Source organism: Candidatus Gastranaerophilales bacterium (assembly GCA_028693235.1).
GTDB lineage: Bacteria > Cyanobacteriota > Vampirovibrionia > Gastranaerophilales > Gastranaerophilaceae > JAQUVW01.
In genome coordinates this window covers 31775-51656 of sequence record JAQUVW010000002.1, presented here as the reverse complement: position 1 = coordinate 51656, position 19882 = coordinate 31775, and the positions used below count along the sequence as shown (strand labels likewise).

18 protein-coding genes are annotated in these 19882 nt (G+C 34.6%); 11 read left to right on the top strand and 7 right to left on the bottom strand.

Going from position 1 to position 19882, the window contains the following annotated elements; translation table 11 throughout:
- Window positions 1-11 precede the first annotated feature (11 nt).
- Complete coding sequence (locus PHV37_03350) at window positions 12-950, bottom strand: SDR family oxidoreductase (protein ID MDD3237114.1); 939 nt, start codon at window positions 948-950, stop codon at window positions 12-14.
- A gap of 71 nt (window positions 951-1021) precedes the next feature.
- Here PHV37_03350 and galE point away from each other — a divergent pair, with 71 nt between their 5' ends.
- Window positions 1022-2014: a UDP-glucose 4-epimerase GalE gene (gene galE / locus PHV37_03345; GenBank protein ID MDD3237113.1), complete on the top strand. Its 993-nt coding sequence runs from the start codon at window positions 1022-1024 to the stop codon at window positions 2012-2014.
- On the opposite strand, the gene PHV37_03340 is transcribed toward galE, so the two are convergent.
- On the bottom strand, window positions 2015-2470 hold the full coding sequence (locus PHV37_03340; protein MDD3237112.1) for a hypothetical protein: 456 nt from the start codon (window positions 2468-2470) through the stop codon (window positions 2015-2017). It abuts the gene before it with no gap.
- Window positions 2471-2567: 97 nt separating this feature from the next.
- Between PHV37_03340 and PHV37_03335 the strand changes: the two genes are divergently transcribed.
- Genes PHV37_03335 through PHV37_03325 form a run of 3 tightly spaced genes read left to right on the top strand, consistent with a single transcriptional unit; the run spans window position 2568 to window position 4663 of the window.
- Window positions 2568-3488: a polyprenyl synthetase family protein gene (locus PHV37_03335; GenBank protein MDD3237111.1), complete on the top strand. Its 921-nt coding sequence runs from the start codon at window positions 2568-2570 to the stop codon at window positions 3486-3488.
- A 4-nt stretch (window positions 3489-3492) separates the two neighbouring features.
- Window positions 3493-4119, top strand: a complete 627-nt coding sequence (gene lepB, locus PHV37_03330; GenBank protein ID MDD3237110.1) for a signal peptidase I — start codon at window positions 3493-3495, stop codon at window positions 4117-4119.
- A gap of 58 nt (window positions 4120-4177) precedes the next feature.
- Complete coding sequence (locus PHV37_03325; GenBank protein ID MDD3237109.1) at window positions 4178-4663, top strand: hypothetical protein; 486 nt, start codon at window positions 4178-4180, stop codon at window positions 4661-4663.
- 37 nt (window positions 4664-4700) lie between these two features.
- Here PHV37_03325 and PHV37_03320 read toward each other — a convergent pair whose 3' ends face one another.
- The 4 genes from PHV37_03320 to PHV37_03305 are packed head-to-tail and all read right to left on the bottom strand — an operon-like array spanning window position 4701 to window position 7863.
- Window positions 4701-5696: an isocitrate/isopropylmalate dehydrogenase family protein gene (locus PHV37_03320; protein ID MDD3237108.1), complete on the bottom strand. Its 996-nt coding sequence runs from the start codon at window positions 5694-5696 to the stop codon at window positions 4701-4703.
- Complete coding sequence (locus PHV37_03315) at window positions 5693-6277, bottom strand: CinA family protein (protein MDD3237107.1); 585 nt, start codon at window positions 6275-6277, stop codon at window positions 5693-5695. The genes PHV37_03320 and PHV37_03315 overlap by 4 nt, the downstream gene beginning before the upstream one ends.
- A gap of 23 nt (window positions 6278-6300) precedes the next feature.
- Complete coding sequence (locus PHV37_03310) at window positions 6301-7011, bottom strand: hypothetical protein (GenBank protein MDD3237106.1); 711 nt, start codon at window positions 7009-7011, stop codon at window positions 6301-6303.
- A gap of 21 nt (window positions 7012-7032) precedes the next feature.
- Window positions 7033-7863, bottom strand: coding sequence for an HD domain-containing protein (locus tag PHV37_03305; GenBank protein MDD3237105.1), 831 nt, complete (start codon window positions 7861-7863; stop codon window positions 7033-7035).
- 280 nt (window positions 7864-8143) lie between these two features.
- Between PHV37_03305 and fliD the strand changes: the two genes are divergently transcribed.
- The gene (gene fliD / locus PHV37_03300; protein MDD3237104.1) at window positions 8144-9964 is read left to right on the top strand and encodes a flagellar filament capping protein FliD; all 1821 of its coding nucleotides are present in this window, start codon (window positions 8144-8146) and stop codon (window positions 9962-9964) included.
- A gap of 6 nt (window positions 9965-9970) precedes the next feature.
- Here fliD and PHV37_03295 read toward each other — a convergent pair whose 3' ends face one another.
- Complete coding sequence (locus PHV37_03295; protein ID MDD3237103.1) at window positions 9971-10918, bottom strand: formyltransferase family protein; 948 nt, start codon at window positions 10916-10918, stop codon at window positions 9971-9973.
- Window positions 10919-11165: 247 nt separating this feature from the next.
- Here PHV37_03295 and PHV37_03290 point away from each other — a divergent pair, with 247 nt between their 5' ends.
- The 6 genes from PHV37_03290 (at window position 11166) to PHV37_03265 (ending at window position 19848) form a co-directional block, all read left to right on the top strand.
- Window positions 11166-11732, top strand: coding sequence for a hypothetical protein (locus PHV37_03290; protein ID MDD3237102.1), 567 nt, complete (start codon window positions 11166-11168; stop codon window positions 11730-11732).
- Between the two features lie 78 nt (window positions 11733-11810).
- Entirely contained in the window at window positions 11811-13613 is a 1803-nt protein-coding gene (gene lepA, locus PHV37_03285; GenBank protein ID MDD3237101.1) for a translation elongation factor 4, read from the top strand.
- A gap of 19 nt (window positions 13614-13632) precedes the next feature.
- Entirely contained in the window at window positions 13633-14868 is a 1236-nt protein-coding gene (gene glgC, locus PHV37_03280; GenBank protein MDD3237100.1) for a glucose-1-phosphate adenylyltransferase, read from the top strand.
- On the top strand, window positions 14865-15299 hold the full coding sequence (locus PHV37_03275) for a thioredoxin domain-containing protein (protein MDD3237099.1): 435 nt from the start codon (window positions 14865-14867) through the stop codon (window positions 15297-15299). Before glgC ends, PHV37_03275 begins: the two co-directional genes overlap by 4 nt.
- A 167-nt stretch (window positions 15300-15466) precedes the next feature.
- Window positions 15467-16627, top strand: coding sequence for an efflux RND transporter periplasmic adaptor subunit (locus tag PHV37_03270; protein ID MDD3237098.1), 1161 nt, complete (start codon window positions 15467-15469; stop codon window positions 16625-16627).
- Between the two features lie 2 nt (window positions 16628-16629).
- On the top strand, window positions 16630-19848 hold the full coding sequence (locus PHV37_03265; protein MDD3237097.1) for an efflux RND transporter permease subunit: 3219 nt from the start codon (window positions 16630-16632) through the stop codon (window positions 19846-19848).
- The last annotated feature ends 34 nt before the right edge of the window (window positions 19849-19882 follow it).

The window sequence follows — 19882 nt, the reverse complement described above, 5'->3', positions numbered from 1 at the left end:
CCTTGTTTTGTCTATAATTCAATACATTTATTTGAGCTGAAATATTGAATAGTGGTGTTTAGGGCTTCTATCAGGTCGGTTTTCGGCTCCCAGTTTAAATTTTCTTTTGCTGTTCTCAAATCAGGTCTTCTTTTTTTAGGGTCATCAGATGGGAGTTGTAAGTGTATGATTTTTGATTTTGAATTTGTCAATTTTATAATTAATTCTGCAATCTCGTTTATAGTTAATTCTTTGTTGTTACCGATATTGACAGGTCCTTTAAAGTCAGACGCCATAAGGGTTCTTAAGCCGCTTATTGTATCATCAACGTAGCAAATGCTTCTTGTTTGTGAACCGTCGCCATAAACCGTTATATCTTTGTTATCTAAAGCTTGTGTGATGAAGTTTGAAATTACACGTCCGTCATTTTGTGCCATTTTGGGACCGAAGGTATTGAAAATTCTAACTGTTTTGGCATTGATGTTATAAGCTCTTCTATAGTCTGTCAGCAAAGTTTCTGCAGCTCTTTTGCCCTCATCATAGCAACTTCTTATCCCGATTGGGTTTACATTGCCCCAATAGCTTTCTTTTTGGGGGTGGACAAGTGGGTCGCCGTAGACTTCAGATGTTGAAGTGTAAAGAATTTTCGCATTATATTTTAGTGCGAGCTCAAGCATATTGTTTATCCCCCAAATCGAGGTTTTGAGAGTTTTAATCGGGTCTTTTTGGTAATAAACAGGACTTGCAGGGCATGCAAGATGGTAGATTTCATCTACCATTATATCAATCGGGTTTATAACATTGTGTTTAATAAATTCAAAATTCTTATTATTTAAAAATTCTTGAATATTGCTTTTTGACCCTGATGTGAAATCGTCGAGGCAATATATATAATTATCTTCGGATAATAAATTTTCGCATAAATTGCTTCCTATAAAACCAGCACCGCCTGTAATTAATATTTTTTTCATGAAACTTCTCAATTTAACTTGTATGTTATTACTCTTTATTTTAATATAATAATTAATAAAAAGGAAATGTAATGATTTTAATAACAGGTGGAGCAGGCTATATTGGCTCTCAGACAGCGTTGAATTTGCTTGAAAAAGATGAAGATGTTGTTATATTCGATAATTTTTCTATCGGACATAAAGAAATAATTGATGAAATTATAAAAGAATATCCGAGTGCGAATTTTGTAAAAGGTGATTTGAAAAATTTTGAAGAAATAAATCAGGTTTTTAAAGAGTATAAAATAGACTCTGTTTTGCATTGTGCAGCAATGTCTATTGTCAGCGAATCTGTTGTTGACCCTCAAAAATACTATAGCAACAATGTTTTGGGCTCTTTAAATCTATTAGATGCAATGGTTGAAAATAATGTAAAAAATATTGTTTTATCTTCAAGCTGCTCTGTTTATGGTGAGCAAGAATATTTGCCGATTGATGAAAAACACCCTGTAAATCCTGTTAATCCTTATGGGGCTACAAAGCTTGCAGTAGAAGGAATGCTTCGTGATTATGAGCTTGCGTATGGGATAAAATTTGTTATTTTAAGATATTTCAACGTAATCGGTGCAGATGGGAAAAACAGAACCGGCGAATGGTATCCGGGGGAAACAAGATTAATTACAAATTTGATGAAAAAAATTGTCAATGGCGGCGTCTTTAAAATCTTTGGCGACGACTATGATACAAAAGACGGCACTTGTGTAAGGGATTATATTAACGTTGAAGATATAGCTGATGCTCACAAATTGGCGTTAGATTATTTGGTTAAAAATCAAAAAAGCGAAATTTTTAATTTAGGTTCAATGCATGGCTACAGCGTAAAGGAAATCTTGAATGCGGTTAAAAAGACATTGAATATTGAAATAGATGTCGAAGTTTGCAAAAGACGTCAAGGTGACCCTGCGGTTTTATTTGCAGATTCTGAAAAGGCTAAAAATTTGCTCGGTTGGAATCCTCAAAAAAGCCTTGAACATTCAATTGAAACTGCTTATGAGTGGAATAAAAAATTAAAAAATATGAATTAATTATTTTTGTTCTTTATTTTTGTGAACCATAAAAGGTTTAACAAATTCAAAAGTCCCGATTGCTGTTAGTCCTACCGAAACAGCGGTTAGGAGGTTTGGAATGGCTTTTAATTCTTTCCCGAAAGGTTTTGCTTTGGAGATTAATCCGCCGATGCTTGCGACACAGGTTCCAAGCATGAAGCTCAAATATCCTTTAAATATACTTCTTGGGACTTCTACCGTGTCATTAATGTCGTGGGGATTTATTGTGTTTTCCATTATTTTGTCAAAAATTGACGGTTTAAACTCATCATTTTGAGGTTGTTTAGGAAGTTGTGGTGCTTCTTGATTTTCAGTGCTTTTAACAGGAGCATTTAATGCCTCATCAACTTTCATTTCAGGCTTTTGAGTTTCTTCAGGCATTTTTGTAGAAGATATGAAGTCGTATTTTGGAAATATTGAATTATTTAATGTCATTGTAATTCCTCGCAAATTTTTCTTGTTTATTATAAACCTTCAAAAAAAAATTTTTGCTATTTATGTTATAATCAGGGCAAATGTTCAGGAGATGTTATTGAGTACTTTTAAGGTAAATATTGAACCTGTAAACGAGGAAATGAGAGAATTAGAGAGAAAACTCGAAATTCTTATCAATGCTAATGAAACACCTTTAAATCTGTTTTTGAATAATTTCATATTTTCTAAGTCAAAGAGATTGCGTTCGTTGTTGTGCTTTTTATTGGTTAAAGCTTTAAACAAGCCGATAAAAAAAGATATTATAAAATTGGCTGCATCGACTGAGTTAATCCACAATGCAACTCTTATTCACGATGATGTAATCGACAATTCAGATAAAAGACGCGGTCAAAAAACAATTAATGCAGAATTTGATAATCAATTGGCTGTAATTGCAGGTGATTTTTTGCTTTCACTCGCTTTAGAGGAGTTAATTTCACTCAATAGAAATGATATTATTCATATCTATACAAAATCTTTGACAAAAATTTGCAGCGGAGAGATTTTTCAATATTTTGAAAAAAACGAAATAGTTTCGCTTGAAGAATATATCGAAAAGTCTAAGTTGAAAACAGCACTGTTGTTTGAAGCTATCTTGTTATCTTGTGTTTTACTTTCGGATGAAAAAAATTATGCAAAAGAAATTTCAGGTTTTGCAATCAATTTCGGACTGGCTTTTCAAATTAGAGATGACTTGGTGAGCCTTTTAAATCTTGATGACTCAAAGCCTTATGAAGAGGATTTGAAAAATGGAAATTATACCGCTCCTATAATTTTCTTGTTAAAAGAAGATAAAAATCTATTGTCTTTACCAAATGATGAGCTTGTAAAAAAGCTTAAAAATTCAAGTGCTATAGATGATACCAAAAATTTAATTGCTTTATATGCAAAATCCGCTATTGATTATCTCGGGTTTATTGAGGATAATCAATATAAACAATCTATTGTAAAATTGTGCCAACATATTTGTGAGGTTTAAAAAATTGAAAATAAACGAAGAAAAAATAAAAGCATTTTTAAAAGAAACATTCGAAACTGTTGTTTTTGTCATAGTGATGGTAGTTGTGATAAGGTTTTTCATCGGAGAGATAAGATGGATTCCGTCTGCTTCCATGCACCCGACTTTGCTTGAAGGCGACAGGGTTTTTGTTGAAAGAGTGACGAGATTTTTCTCTTCTCCAAAACGTGGCGATATTATGGTCTTTTATCCGCCTGATGAAGATTTGCAAACAGATTTTTGGTCAGTATTCAGAAGATTGACAGGCTTTGCTTGTACGGATAGAGCTTATATCAAACGTGTAATCGGGCTTCCCGGTGAAAAGTTTGAAGTTGCAAATAATTCTGACGGTTCATATAGTATTTTGATTAACGGAAAACCAATAAAAGAACCTTATATCCAAAGTAAATATGACTATTCGCCTTGTATGCCCAATATGTATTGCGGACCTTTAACTATTCCTGATGGCGAATATTTTATGATGGGCGACAACCGTGGAAACTCTCAAGATTCACGCTATTGGGGACTTTTGCCTAAAGAACGAGTTATCGGAAAAGCAACAGTTCTATTTTGGCCTGTTACAAGGTTGCATTATTTTAATCAAAAATACTAAATATGGGCAATTTGTTTTTTACTTTGACCTTATTAATATATAAGGAAAGGTGTTTATTATGAATATTAATAAAATCGGTGCATCAATATCAGAAGCTACAGGTATTGCAAAAAAATCTGCATCTGATATTTATGGGATAAAATTAAAACCTCAGCTCGCCAAAGATACCGTTGATTTTTCACAAGGGCTTGTTAAAAACAGGCATGTCGACGCTGCTGCTCAAAAATTAAAACAACTTTCTTCTACTGATTTGGCAAGGGATTTCAAAAAAACACTCCAAGACGGAATTGGCGATTGGAAAGATGCTTTTCCAAAAGGTGGCGAGAAAGGCTCTGAGCTTGTAAGAACTAAGTTTGGACAGTATATAGAGCCAATTGATAACCTTAAACCAAAAGAAGTTGAACATTTCTGTAAATGTGTTTTTGGGACAGAACAAATAAAAGCTTTGAGAGAAAGTGCGAACGGAAATAAAGATATTCAAAAATTTGTTGATGTCATTGAAAATAAACTCGGAAAACCAATTGAAAAATTGATTATAGATTAAATTTGAACAATAAAAAAGAGCCCGAAGGCTCTTTTTTTTATAACTTTTTAATTATTTCTTCCGTGAATTCTTCTGTCGATGCAGAACCTTTTAAATCTTTTGTTAGATATTTTGCTTCTTTTATAGTTGCTCTTAAAGCAGTATCTATTTTTTCTGCGGTGTTATTTTCGCCGATATATTTAAGCATTTCGATTGCAGATAAAAGAAGGGCAGTAGGGTTAGCGAGGTGTTTACCTTTGATGTCGGGAGCAGAACCATGGACAGGTTCAAAAACCGCACATTCAAGACCTATATTTGCACCTTGAGCTACTCCGAGTCCGCCGATTAAACCTGCTGTTAAGTCAGAAACGATGTCGCCGTATAAATTAGGAAGCACCAACACATCAAAGCGAGATGGGTTTTGAACAAGTTGCATGCACAAATTATCAACCAAGATTTCTTTGTATTCAATATTCGGATAAGATTTTGCAACTTCTCTTGTGCATTCTAAAAATAATCCGTCAGAAAGCTTGCAAATATTGGCTTTTGATACAGCAGATACTGATTTTCTACCGTTTTTTACTGCATAATCAAATGCAAATTTTGCAATTCGCATAGAAGCTTTTCTTGTAATTATTTTAATTGACTCCATTGTGTCGTCATCAACTTTTCTTTCGATACCGGCATATAAGTCTTCTGTGTTTTCTCTTACGACAATTATGTCAACATCATCAAATTTCGTTTTTATACCTTCGATATTTTTGCAGGGACGAAGATTTGCATATAAGTCGAGTTCTTTTCTCAATGCAACATTTACACTGCGAAAGCCTTTTCCTATAGGGGTTGTGACGGGTGCTTTTAATGCTATTTTATTTTTTTTGATAGAGTCAATTACTCTTTGAGGAAGTGGGCTTCCTTCTTTTTCTGCAACATCTGCTCCGGCATTTTGAATATCCCAGTTTATATCTAAACCTGCTTTTTTTATGATTTTTGTAACTGCGTTTGTGATTTCAGGTCCTATTCCGTCCCCGGGGATTAAAGTTATTGTTTTCATTTTGTCTTTTCCTTACTTTTTTCCTTAAAATATTCTTCTTTTAAAAATTTATACAAATATTGCATAGCAACCTGAGAAAATATAAATTTAATAATTCTGCGGTTTAAAAATCTATTTGCGTTAAAACGAATAGTTTTTGTTTTTTCAAAATTCGCAACACTTAAATATATCAAACCGACAGGTTTCTTTTTAGAGCCTCCTGTAGGACCTGCTATACCTGTAGTTGCAATGGCAATATCAGAGCTTGTGTGTTTTAAAACTCCTTTTGCCATAGCGGTTGCGACTTCTTTGCTCACGACTCCGTATTCTTTAATTAATTCAGGTTCAACGCCCAAATGCTCTGTTTTGGATTCATTAGAATAGGTTATAAAATTTTGTTTGACAAAAAGAGAGCTTCCGGAAACATCTGTAAGCCTAGAGCTGATGAGCCCTCCGGTGCAAGATTCAGCGGTTGATAAAGTGAGTCCGTTTCTTATCAATAATTTTGCTATTTTTTTTTCAAGTTTGAGTCCGAAAAATGCCGGACAAAGCTCAAATATAGCTATAATATTTGCGATTGTTGAGTATAGTTTTTTTATCATATCTATAATTTTATTTGTTTTTATTAATACATTGGCATATCAAGCGGTTTTAAGAGCATAACTTTTAATATTTCGCCTTGATTAATCAATACATTGTCACCTTTTTTGAATACGTCAACAACAGAGTCACCTAGGAAATACAAGCCTGCAGCAGGAATTGAAACAATTGAGCTGATAGGAGCTAAGACGTATTTCGGGTATCCTTCAAGAACTTGTGAGCCTGTATTCCAGCCCCATTTTGTTGATACTTTAACTATTTTTGCAGTGTTATCGAGGTTTTGTTTTGTTGCAGTGCCGTAATTGGTTTTGCTGCTTAGGCCTCCGTCATAAGTTAGGTATTTATTATTACAAATGCCGACTTTTAGCGGGACTTGTTTGCCCGTAGTGCTCATTACGTGGTCAAATCCGACATAAATAGTCGCACCTTTGGAAAGCATTTTGGCAGAGTTTATACTTTGGACAGAGCCTCTAATGACGCTTCCTACCGGAAGAACGATTTTTTTGTCAACTTTTACATCTTCAACAATCATAAAGTCCACTTGGTCACCCATTTTGAGAGTTGAGCTGTCGATAGGGTCTATAAGTTTTATATTGAGGTATGTTCCTTGAGGAATTCTTTTTGTGCCGATATCAGCATTTATTTTTTTGTTTATAACAGCATTTGCAGAGCCCGTAGAAGTTATTAAGAGCACTATACTTAAGCAAATCGAAGATAATAATTTTGAAAAATTCATTTTAACAATACCTCTTTTTATCTAATTTAACTCGTTAATTGAGATTTTACCATATTTTGCAGACAAGTCGTCAATATGGTGAACGGCATAGACGAGAGGGTCTAAATCCCTATCGTTAAGGTCTATCATAGAACCCCATTCAGTTCTGCCGTGGTGAGCCGCAATCATTTTGGCAATATCTTTAAATCCAGCTTGCATGCAGTGGGTGTAGCCCCATTGAGAGTGGGAAAGCCAGTCTTTGCGGAAGTTTTCGTCATAATCTATAAGACCTGTTTGTTCATCAATTTTGTATTCGAAAATTTTTCCGAAATCATGCAACAAGCATGCTGCTCGAAGTGTATCGGGGTCAAATTTTTCGTTATACATATCCAAAACTTTGTCTGATGTTTTGACACATTCATAAGTGTGTTGCAACAAACCTCCTACATAGTTGTGGTGCATAAGTTTTGCGGCAGGTGAAATTTTGAAGCTTTTCTCGTATTCAAACATCAAAGAAGTTACGAAGGTTTTTAGATTTTCATTTTTAAAATTATTAACGTATTCCAAAAGCTCTTGAAATTTTTCATTTTGCTCTGTTTCAGAGAGCCCTAGAGGGGCTTCTTCCAAAAGCTCCAAGCTTGTTACTAAGCAATTATTGAATTTCTCATTATAAGAGCCTCCGAGAATTTTTACAATATTGCCTGTTCTGAATATTTTGTGGTCAATCCGAGAAAGAGCTTCTTCCCACAAAATACAATTTAAAAGAGTTTCATCTTCAATTTTTTTAAGTTGAAGTTTACCCATTTTTGTTCCGGCTTTAGTGTCACCGATAGAAAAAACTACAACCGAATATTTAGCTGATAAATCTAACATTATATTTTACCTGTATTTCTGTTTCTACATAGCTTTATGCGTGATTTTCGCATATTATAACAGATTATACAACAAAACGAGATAACTGATTCTTAAAAAGTGTAAAAATGTAAATTATTCAGTTATTTAAAGGATATTTTTATTATAATAAGGGCATAATATACTTATATACAAGGATGTAGTTATGATGTGCGTATTGTCCGGCAGGAAGGCTCGGCAAAATAGTTGATTTTATCGAATCTTTAGACTATACTCACTATAAGGCTAAAGGAGCAAGTTTATGTCAATATCTTTTTCAGGTTTAGGCTCAGGTTTAGATTATTCAACTTGGATTGAACAACTGGTCGCTGTTAAACAACAAGGCGTCACTAAGCTAAAAAATAAGGTTACTTCTTTAAATACAACAACTTCAAATATTTCAAGTTTGAAATCAAAATATTCTTCACTTTTAACTTCTGTTAATAAACTGACAGATTCAAAATACGGTACTTCATCAGACGTTTTTGCTCAAACAAAAGCAACTTCCTCTAATGAAGATGTTTTAACTGTTGCAACAGGTGCCGGTGCTACTGCACAAAATTTGACAATTAATGTTTCAAAACTTGCATCAAATACAACAGCTCAAGGTGCAAACGTATTCGGTTCTTTAATTGACGGCTCTACTAAGCTTAGTGCAATTTCAGACGGAAGTATCGACGAAGGCTCTTTTTCTTTTTTCGTGGATAACAAAAAATATTCTATTAATGTTGAAGGTTCAGATGATTTAGATACAATTTCTAAAAAAATGCAACTTGCAACAAAAGGTTTTGAAAACCTTACAACAGACGAGTTGACTACATATACTGATGAAGATATTCAAAATATGATGAATTCATCGCCTGATATATTAAATATTTCTGTCGCAGACGGAAAATTCTCTATTGACGCAGGTAGCAAGTCTTTAAGCCTTGGTACTGCTCAAGATAAAAGCAATTTGGCTACGATTTTGTCTTTAAGAAAAGACTCAACTGCAGGAAATAACAAGTTTGAAAGCTCATTCCAAATCAGAGATGTTAAAATGAATGAAAAATTACTTGGAGCCAATTCTGCTTTATCCGGCGTTACCGCAGGAGATTTCACTATCGGAAATGCGACTTTCACAATTGATGAAAATACAACTTTGGGTAATTTGATTTCAAAAATAAATTCAAGCACAGATTCAGGAGTGTCCGCTTCTGTTGATTCTTTGACTGGTGAACTTACTCTTACTTCAAAAACAACAGGTGCGTTCAATATTTCTATGGAAAACGGCTCCAGCAATTTCTTGGAAAAAATAGGCTTGATGTCCGGTGATAAATTGAATGAAAGTACTCAAACTCTTGGTGATAACGCTGTTTTGACAATTAACGGCAAAGAATATGAGTCTTTTAGTAATACAATTTCAAGCGAAACAACAGGGCTAAAAGGTATTACTTTAAATCTTAATGAAGTATCTGAAACAGGTAAAAATGTAAAAGTTAAAGTTTCTACAGATACTGATAAGACAATAAGTGCAATTACTGATTTGGTAGATAATTTGAACAATGTTCTTACTCAAACAAAAAGTACAATGTCTTCTGATTCGTCTTTGAAATATGAATTTTCACTTAATACAATGACAACAGGTTTTAAATCAGCTATGACCACGGCAGTTGCAACCGACGGGTCATTTAAAACTCTAGCTGATATCGGTATTACAACTGGTGCTATAGGTACTTCTGTTGATGCAGATATTTCTAAATTGGTTGTAGACAAAGATAAATTAAAAGAGGCTTTGGCTCAAGATCCTGAAGCTGTTAAGAAATTGTTGATTGGTAGTACGGAAAACGGCTCCACAGGTGCTATCGGTTCTATAAAAACTACATTGGAAAATTCTTTAAATGCTACTGATGGTTATTTTGTAACAAAAACCGATTCTATTTCTTCTCAAATTGAGCAATTAAATACACAAATCACAAGGAAACAAGAACAGGTTGATGCTTATAAAACTCAGTTGACGAAGAAATTCCAAGCTATGGATAGTGCAATTTCTTCTTTGCAAAATCAATATTCTAACTTCTTGAATAAGACATCTTCATCATAGTAATGATTATTTAAGGTGGTCGCCTGCTTTTACAAAATACTTGATATAAAAAGTAGTAAAAATATGCGGAAGTCCTAGTAATTCAAGGTTAGAAAATTTAATCATTTTATCATTAAGGCAAGCGACGATTATTGAGTCATTGCCTTTCTTAATTATTGTTCCTGCGGTTTTGTTATGTTTTTTGTTAATAATTTCGTATTTATTTACTCTGAAAAATGAATTTTTATGAGGAAAATAGCATTTGAGCCAAGGAGTGAGCCCTCTTATGTGTCTATCGATTTCTTCAACTGATTTTGTAAAGTTTATCAGTATATCTTTTTCGGAGAGTTGTTTTTGGTATGAGGCTACGGACTCTTTTTGCGGAATCGGGATTATAATTTCAGAATCGAGTTTGTTTAACAGGTTTTGTATTTCAATTTTTGCCGCATTCACGCATCGGTTTTTTAAGGTATTACCAGTGTCATCTGGCATTATAGGGATTTCTACCTGATGCAAAATTGCACCCGTATCATAATCTGAATCTATTAGGTGAAATGTGAGTCCTGTTTTTATTTCGCCGTGCATAATAGTTTGGGCGTATGGATTTGGTCCTCTGTATTTTGGAAGCAAAGAGGGGTGGGTATTGATAGTGGCTAATTTGGGCAATTTTATTGTTTTTAGTTTTAATTTTTCACTCCAAGAGCCCACAAGTATAATATCCGGGTTGAGTTTGAGGGCTTCTTTTATAAAAGCTTCAGAATTTACACTCGGTGCTTTAATCTCATGAATTTTTAAAGAGTCGATAAAAGATTTATCTTTGCTCGGTGCAAAAATATCTTTGAAAAACAAAGTGATAGGGTCATAAATTATTCTATCATGCCTCATTACGCCAACGACCTTGTTGCCGGAGTCTTTAATCCCGAGAATTAGGTTCGCAAACATTTCACCATAACCAATTACAATAACTTTTTGCATTTATAAAATATATGATATCTTTCGCCAAAATGTCAAGAAATAAAAACTACAACTTTAGGCTTTCGCAAAATAATACTTTATAAGTATTCAGCTTTGTAAAAAAAAGTAGTAAAATGCTTTTAATAATTGGGTTTTTCCTATAGAATAAGGTTAGGTTACTAAAGAGCGTGAATCGTTGACTAATAGTTTTGACAGCTTAAATAATTTGGAGACCTCTCTTAATAAATCTTCCATCATTCAAGAGAGAATGAGTTTAGTTTCCACTCATATGTATAAACAATTCTTAGAGTATCAACACTCTAACCTTAATACTGCAGAGCTTTTTTCCAAAATGATAGAAAATATGCAAATGACTGTTGAATATTTAAAACAATCTTTTACTGCAAGGGGAATTCCTACTCAAAATATTTGTCTAGAGACAGATTCTAGTCAAAACGCTGTTATTATGACGATTTTGTGGCATACGATAAGTTTTGTCGCAAATGTAAATGATAGACCTCAGGCTTTGCATATTGAAAATGAATTGCCACTATTTACGGGTCGTATAATGGCTCTAAGAGGCGATTACAGAAAAATTTTAAAAGATGTTAAAGATGATTATATCCAAACTCTTTTAGAACATGAAGTCGCTTCGTTGTATGTTCCTGCTGAAAAAACTCAAAGTGCTGTTATCAAAATAGTTCACCTTGGAAACAAAGAGCATTATATCAATCAAATGGATGCTTCAAGGGAATTTTTGCTTAAAGTAATTGAAACTATATGTGGCGGCGGAATTTATCATCAAGAAAATACAGGCAAAAAATTTACTTTTTAAACCTTGGTTTTTATTAGACAAAACACTTCTTATTCGCTATACTTGTTTGTATAGATAGTTTTGAGTATATAAACATTGATGAAACACATAGACAACGTACGTAACTTTTGTATAATAGCACATATTGACCATGGTAAATCGACCTTGGCAGATAGATTGCTTGAAAAAACAGGCACAATATCAAAAAGAGATATGCAGGACCAGCTTTTGGACTCAATGGATATTGAGCGTGAAAGAGGGATTACAATCAAATTGAACGCCGCTCGGATGGATTATAAGGCAAAAGACGGTAAAAATTATGTTCTTAATTTGATAGATACTCCGGGGCATGTAGATTTTTCTTATGAGGTTTCAAGGTCTTTAGCAGCTTGCGAAGGTGCTCTTTTGATTGTTGACGCAACTCAAGGTGTTGAAGCTCAAACTCTTGCAAATGTCTATTTGGCTATTGAACAAAATTTAGAGATTATTCCTGTAATAAACAAAATTGATTTGCCCTCAGCTGATGTTGAAAGGGTAAGACAAGAAATTGAAGAAGATTTGGGTATAGACGCTTCAATGGCAATCCCTGTGAGTGCTAAAGAAGGTACCGGCGTTGAAGAAGTGCTCGAGGCTGTTGTCGAATTTGTTCCGCCTCCTATTGATACTTCTGATAAGCCTCTTAGGGCTTTGGTTTTCGATAGTGCTTATGACCAGTATTTAGGCACATTGTGTTTCTTCAAAGTTGTTGATGGGTCTATTAAGCTTGGTCAAGATATAAAATTTATGGCGAGTGGAAAAACTTATGAAATAACAGAGTTAGGGTATCTAAATCCCCATAGAGTTCCTGTGAATGAACTTAAGACAGGCGATGTAGGATATATGGCTTGCTCTATAAAAGAAATTGCCCGTTTCGTAGGTGACACGATTACTGCCGTTGATGATGAAGCTTCTGAACCATTAGCAGGCTACAAAGAAGCTAAACCTATGGTCTTTTCCGGCATGTATCCGGTTGATAACGACCAGTATCAAGATTTAAAAGAATCGTTGGAAAGATTGAAATTAAACGATTCAAGCATTACTTTTGAGCCTGAAACTTCATCTGCTTTAGGATTTGGGTTTAGGTGCGGTTTTTTGGGAATGCTCCATATGGAGATTGCTCAAGAAAGATTGGAACGTGAGTATAATCTTTCTATTGTTACGACTGCTCCCAGTGTTGTTTATAGGGTTACGAAAACTAACGGAGAAGTAGTTGAAATAGATAATCCGGCATTACTACCTGATGCTCAAATTCGTGAGTATATAGAAGAACCTTATGTTCGTGTAAATATTATTACCCCTAGTGAGTTTATTGGCTCTTTAATGACTTTAGCTCAAGAAAAAAGAGGTATTTTTATAAACACAAACTATCTCAATAAAGATAGAGCAAATATCGAATATGAAATTCCGTTAAGTGAAATAATTACGGATTTTTATGACCAACTAAAATCAAGAACAAAAGGCTACGCAAGTATGGACTATGAGTTCAAAGAGTATAAACGTTCTGATTTAGTAAAACTTGATGTTCTTTTGGCTGGCGAAGTCGTTGATGCATTGAGCGTAATTGTTCATAAAGATAGTGCCTTTTATGTAGGGCAAAAATTAACTTCTAAATTAAAAGATATTATCCCCAGACAGTTATTTGAAGTCCCAATTCAGGCAGCAATAGGTGGCAGAGTTGTTGCAAGAACTAATATAAAAGCATTGCGGAAAAGTGTCCTTGATAAGTGCTATGGCGGTGATATTTCCCGTAAACGCAAATTGTTAGAAAAACAAAAAAGAGGTAAAAAACGAATGAAGGCGGTCGGCAGAGTTGATGTACCGCAAGAAGCTTTTATGGCTGTACTAAGTTTAAACGACGATTAGTAAAATAAAGGGGTTAATTATGTCAATTGATAGGGCTTTAGTTATGATTTTAGCCGGAGGCGAAGGAAAAAGACTCTTCCCTTTGACAAGAGACAGGGCAAAACCGGCAGTTCCGTTTGGCGGAAGATATAGAATTATTGATTTTGTAATCAATAACTTCATCAATTCCGGATTTTACAAATTAAAAATATTAACTCAATATAAATCAGACTCTTTAAATCAACATATTGCAAGAGGGTGGCCTTTGTCACCTATTATCGGGCAATATATTGATTTAGTGCCTGCTCAAATGCGTACAGATGGGCATTGGTATAAAGGGACTGCGGACGCTGTTTTTCAAAATTTGGCTCATATTAAAGATGAAGACCCTCAATTTGTATGTGTTTTTGGTGGTGACCATATTTACAAGATGGATGTAAGACAGATGTTGCATTATCACAAAAAAAATAATGCTGATATGACTATCTCTGCAATACCTATACCTATTGAAAATGCAAGTGAGTTTGGTATTATGGAGGTTGATGACGATTGGCGTTTGACGGCGTTTGTTGAAAAACCTAAAGAAAAACCAAAATGTATCCCGGGGCGACCTGATATGTGTTTGGCGTCTATGGGCAATTATATATTCAATGTTGATGACCTCGTAAATGAGGTTAGGCAAGATTCATCTGACCTTGAGTCGCATCATGATTTTGGCAAAAATATTATTCCCAAAATGCTTGAAGAAGGTAAATCAATCTTTATTTATGACTTTACACGTAATGTGATTCCGGGGATGGAAGACTCTGAAAAAGGCTATTGGCGAGATGTAGGTACAATTGACAGTTATTGGCAAGCTAATATGGATTTGCTCGATTATTGTCCAGAACTTAATTTATATTCGCAAGATTGGCCTTTAAGAACGTATAATTATAATTATCCTCCTGCTAAATTTATTTGGGAAGAGGGCGAAAGAATAGGTATGGCAACCAACTCGATGGTATCTGAGGGCTGTATTATTTCTGGTGGTAGCATTTCAAGATGTATTTTGTCCCCAAAAGTGAGAATTAACAGTTTCTCTAATGTTTCAAATTCTATTTTAATGGAAAATGTAAATGTCGGAAGATATGCGGATATAAGAAAAGCTATTATCGACAAAAATGTGAATATTCCTCCTTATACCAGAATAGGTTTTGATAAGGCAGAAGATGAAGCCAGAGGATTCATTGTTTCAGAAGGTGGAATTACTGTTGTGCCAAAAGGAATCCAACTATGAAGAAAAAAATCTTTTCTATATTAATTTTACTACTTTTAATATGCGGTATCGGCTCTTGTTATGCTGCGAAAACTGATATCGGAGCACACAAAAATTTCGGTGTGTCTTATACATACGCATATTCTCAACCCAAGCCGTTTATTTTATATTTCTATACGGACTGGTGCACATATTGTAGGGCTTTCAAGCCGAAACTCGACATGATTTATACAATATATAGCAATAGATTTAATTTTGTCGCTATAAATTGTGACGACCCGTTTTACAAAAATATAATAACAGAATACAATATCCAAATGTATCCCGTTGTCTTTATCGTGGATAGAACAAGTGGCGTTAAAATGATGATATCTCCTGAAAATTATGATGATATCTCCAAAATGAGAAATGTATTAGACGAGTATCTTTCAAAAACTAATACAGGGAAGTAAGTCAATTGATTTAAAAATTGAAATTTGGACGCAAAGTAGGATTATAAGCAATAGTCCTACTTCTGTATTGTAAAGAAATTGCTATGGGATACAATTGTATTATATACTTCCATAAGGCGTATAATAAGCTTATGCTATATGGAAATAATGAAGAGAAGGATATATTTATGACAGAAAAAAAGAAAAAACTGATATTGATAATTGCTATATTAGTTATTTGTTTGCCTATAATTTATAATAGGACGATGTCTTTTATTGCAGCTAAAATGATGGCTAAAATGAGATTGGCACCTCCTGTTGTTGAAGTAGCTCCCGTAAAGGAACAGGATGTTTATGCTAAAGCTGAGTCTTCAGGTCGTTTAGAAGCAAAATATTCTGTTGATGTAGTTGCCAGAATTAATGGCTGGTTGCAAAAAAGATATTTTAAAGAAGGTGCTTATGTAAAAAAAGGGCAAACTCTTTTCTTAATTGAACCTAACGAATACCAAATTGCTGTTCAAAACGCAAGTGCTTCTGTAAGACAAACAAAAGCTGCTTTAATTAATTCAGAAAAAGAATTGAGAAGAGCAAATGAACTTGTTAAAAATGATTTCGTAAGTAAATCGTATTATGACCAAGCTGTCGCAACACGTGACCAAAATAAAGCCATGCTAGATGTCAATCGTGCTCAATTAGCAAATGCGAATTTGAATTTGAGCTATACGAGAGTTGTTTCTCCGATTGATGGAAAAATTGGTAAAATTATGATTACTGAGGGTAATTTAGTAAATCCTCAAGCAGGTTCCCTTGCTAAAATAGTAAGCGTCGACCCTATCTACGCATATTTCAATTTGAAAAGTGAAGATTATTTGAAGTTCAAAAAATCTGATACTTCTGTTGATTTAAATAAAATGAAAGTCCAAATAAAACTGGCTGATGGAAGCAATTACCCCATCACCGGCAAAATTGAATTTGTAAATAATACAGTTGACCCTTCTGCAGGCACCATTGCTTTAAGAGCAACTTTCCCGAATAAAGACAGATTATTGGTTCCTGGGGATTTTGTTACTGTGGTTGCTTCTGCTACTGTTCCGAGAAAAGTTGTTGTAGCTCCTCAAGCTGCAGTGTCTGACAGTGCAGATGGTTATTTTGTTTGGGTTATTGATGCAGATGGCAAAGCTCAACAAAAGAAAATAAAAGTATCTGAACAAGTTGGTTCAAATTGGCTTGTGGAAGAAGGTTTGAAGCCGAACGAAGTAATTATTGTTAAAGGTATCCAAAGTATTAAACAAGGAATGAAAGTAAAAATAGCTGATACTACAACTCAATCTGAAAAGAAAGATAAATAAAAATGGAAGATAATAATAAGAAAAAATTTAATCCGAAAGATTTATATTTTTTCATAACGAAACCTCGTTTTGCAATGGTAATATCAATTTTTATTACCTTAGTGGGGATGATTTCGATTTTTGGCTTACAACTTGAAAAATACCCTGATATTACACCTCCACAGGTTGCTGTTACCGCTTCTTACCCTGGTGCGAGTGCGAGTGTAATTGAATCATCTGTTGCATCTGTTATTGAATCTCAGGTCAATGGCGTTGAAGATATGATTTATATGATGTCTACAAGTTCAGATGAGTCATATTCTTTGCAAGTATTTTTTAACGTTGGTACGGATAAAGATATCAACTTGGTAAATGTTCAAAATCGTTTGCAGCAAATAACGCCAAAGTTGCCTGAAGATGTTAAAAGACTAGGCGTAACCGCTCAAAATAAAGTAAGTGGTGCCGGTGTTTGTATTTTAAATTTGACTTCTCCTGATAACAGCTGGAGCCAGTTGGATATTACCAATTATGCCTCTATATATATTAAAGATGAAATTAAACGTTTAGATGGTGTCGGAGATGTAAATATCTTTGGTGCAGGCGATTATAGTATGCGTATTTGGCTTGATACTCAAAAAATGGCAAATCTCGGAGTTTCTGTTTCAGAGGTTCAAAAAGCTATTAATACACAAAATGTACAAGTAGCAGCTGGTGCTTTCGGGCAAGAACCCTGTAAAGAAAAACAACCTTTAAAAATCACGTTGAGAACTAAGGGTAGATTACTAGAACCGTCTGAATTTGAGCAAATTATTGTAAGGTCTAATTCTGACGGCTCAAGTATAAGAATTAAAGATGTGGCTCGAGTTGAACTCGGTGCCCAAAGCTATACAACAGTAGGGCGTGTGGACGGAAAACCTACAGCTTTAATACAAATTGTCCAAATCCCCGGTGCTAATGAAATCCAAATTATGAATTTGGTCAACAAAAAAATGGCTGAAATTAGTAAAACACTTCCTCAAGGGCTAGAAATTAATACGTTATATGATGACACATTGTTTATCAGAGAGTCAATGAAAGAAGTCGAGTTGACGATTTTATTGACTTCAATAATCGTTGTAATTATCATTTTTGCATTTTTGGGAGATTGGAGAGCAACGTTAATTCCGTGTGTTACTATTCCTGTATCGTTAGTAGGTACATTTATGGCACTTCCACCACTGGGTATGTCTATAAACCTTTTGACCTTATTTGCAATGGTTCTGGCGGTTGCTACGGTAGTAGATGATGCTATTGTTGTTATCGAGAATGTTAAAAGGCACTTGGAGGAAGGGAAAACTCCTCTAGAGGCAACGCAACTTACTATGCAAGAGGTTGGAGGAGCTTTGATAGCAATGGCTCTTGTTTTGATGGCAGTATTTGTTCCTGTTGCGTTTGTTCCGGGTTTGTCAGGCGTTATGTATAAGCAGTTTGGTGTTTGTATTGCTGTTTCTATTGCACTGTCAGCGGTATGTGCGTTGACTTTATCACCTGCGTTATGTGCTATGATTTTGAAAGAAGAAGACCCGAATGCAGAATCTTCAAACTGGTTTACGGCTTTAATTAAGAAAATGTTTGCGATTTTCAACAAATATTTTGATAGATTAACTGACATTTATATGGAATATGTTAAGAAATTCGTTTATGATAAAAAGCTTACGTTGATATTTTACGGCTCTATCTTGGCGTTGATGATGTTTTTATTCTATATTATTCCGACCGGTTTTATTCCTGATGAAGACCAAGGTGTTTTGATGGCACAAACTAATTTGCCGGCAGGTGCTTCAATTTCAAGAACGTCGCAAGCTACATTAGATTTTGAAAATATAGTTAAAGAGATTGATGGCGTTGATCTTATTCTTACATTTATTGGAACGGGACCTAGCAATCAAGCTTTTTCTGTAATCCAACTTAAGGATTGGAATGAAAGACGAGTAGACCCAATTGATTGGGTAATAAGAAAGGTACAAGGCAAACCAACAGATTTATCTCATAAAGGTATATTGAGGGAAATAAGAAAAAAAACTTCTTGCTTAAGAGGCGGCTCAATCGGAGTCTTTTCACCTCCAGCTATTTCAGGTATGAGTATGCTTGGTGGCTTTGAATTCCAAATGCTTTCAAAAGGTGAATATACTCCTCAAGATATGGAAAAATATGCTAATGAGTTGACAATTTCAGCTAATCAAGACCCTGTATTGTCAAATGTATTCACCACTTATCAGGCTAATGTCCCACAATATATTGTTAATGTTGATTATGAAAAAACATTGGCTCAAGATGTTGACTTGAAAGAACTATACAATACATTGTCTTCAACATTGGGAACATATTATGTCAATGACTTTAATAAATTAGGACGTGTTTTCAGAGTTCAATTACAGGCAGAAGACAGATTCAGACGCAACATAAACGATATCACAGGCATTTATGTAATGAATAATAAAGGAACGATGGTTCCGATTACGACTATGGTCAGAATGGAACAATCGGTTGGACCTGCTTCTATAACAAGATATAACCAATATCGTTCTGTTCAATTCAGCGGACAACCTGCTTCCGGTAGAAGTTCAGGTGAGGCGATGAATGCGATGGAAGGTGTTGCCCAAAAGATATTCCCGAAAGATATGGGCTTTGAATGGTCAGGTACTTCGGCTCAAGAACGTGAATCTTCAGGACAAACAGGTTCTATCATCGGATTATCATTGTTGTTTGTATATTTATTCTTGGTTGCTTTATACGAAAGCTGGTCAATACCTGTTGCGGTTCTTTTGATTTCACCGATTGCAGCAATCGGTGCGTTGGTCTTCCAATTGATGATGGGACAATCTTTCGATTTGTATTCTCAAGTCGGTATGATTATGTTGATAGGCTTGGCTACAAAACAAGCTATTTTGATTGTCGAATTTGCAAAGGTTCAACATGAAGAAAACGGCTTGTCGATAGAGGATGCAGCTATAAAAGCGGCTCAATTAAGATTTAGAGCAATTATGATGACGGTTGTTGCTTTCGTACTTGGCGTTTTACCTTTGGTATTCGCTCAAGGTGCAGGTGCACAAAGCCGTATGTCTGTTGGCTGCACAGTGTTTGGCGGTATGGTTGCCGCAGGAACATTGGGTACTCTGTTAACACCGGCGTTTTATGTTTTGGTTCAATCATTTGTTGATAAAATCATGGCAAAAAAACACCAAGATAAAAAGGATGTATAATTTTATAAAAGAATGAAAACTTGGGACTAAGGGG

Coding starts and splice junctions, on each gene's coding strand:
- PHV37_03340 (MDD3237112.1), bottom strand. CDS start 2,470: ATGACATTAAATAATTCAATATTTCCAAAATACGACTTCATATCTTCT.
- PHV37_03275 (MDD3237099.1), top strand. CDS start 14,865: ATGAAGAAAAAAATCTTTTCTATATTAATTTTACTACTTTTAATATGC.
- PHV37_03305 (MDD3237105.1), bottom strand. CDS start 7,863: ATGTTAGATTTATCAGCTAAATATTCGGTTGTAGTTTTTTCTATCGGT.
- PHV37_03310 (MDD3237106.1), bottom strand. CDS start 7,011: ATGAATTTTTCAAAATTATTATCTTCGATTTGCTTAAGTATAGTGCTC.
- galE (MDD3237113.1), top strand. CDS start 1,022: ATGATTTTAATAACAGGTGGAGCAGGCTATATTGGCTCTCAGACAGCG.
- PHV37_03295 (MDD3237103.1), bottom strand. CDS start 10,918: ATGCAAAAAGTTATTGTAATTGGTTATGGTGAAATGTTTGCGAACCTA.
- PHV37_03320 (MDD3237108.1), bottom strand. CDS start 5,696: ATGAAAACAATAACTTTAATCCCCGGGGACGGAATAGGACCTGAAATC.
- PHV37_03350 (MDD3237114.1), bottom strand. CDS start 950: ATGAAAAAAATATTAATTACAGGCGGTGCTGGTTTTATAGGAAGCAAT.
- lepA (MDD3237101.1), top strand. CDS start 11,811: ATGAAACACATAGACAACGTACGTAACTTTTGTATAATAGCACATATT.
- fliD (MDD3237104.1), top strand. CDS start 8,144: ATGTCAATATCTTTTTCAGGTTTAGGCTCAGGTTTAGATTATTCAACT.
- PHV37_03315 (MDD3237107.1), bottom strand. CDS start 6,277: ATGATAAAAAAACTATACTCAACAATCGCAAATATTATAGCTATATTT.
- PHV37_03265 (MDD3237097.1), top strand. CDS start 16,630: ATGGAAGATAATAATAAGAAAAAATTTAATCCGAAAGATTTATATTTT.
- PHV37_03270 (MDD3237098.1), top strand. CDS start 15,467: ATGACAGAAAAAAAGAAAAAACTGATATTGATAATTGCTATATTAGTT.
- glgC (MDD3237100.1), top strand. CDS start 13,633: ATGTCAATTGATAGGGCTTTAGTTATGATTTTAGCCGGAGGCGAAGGA.
- PHV37_03290 (MDD3237102.1), top strand. CDS start 11,166: ATGAGTTTAGTTTCCACTCATATGTATAAACAATTCTTAGAGTATCAA.
- PHV37_03325 (MDD3237109.1), top strand. CDS start 4,178: ATGAATATTAATAAAATCGGTGCATCAATATCAGAAGCTACAGGTATT.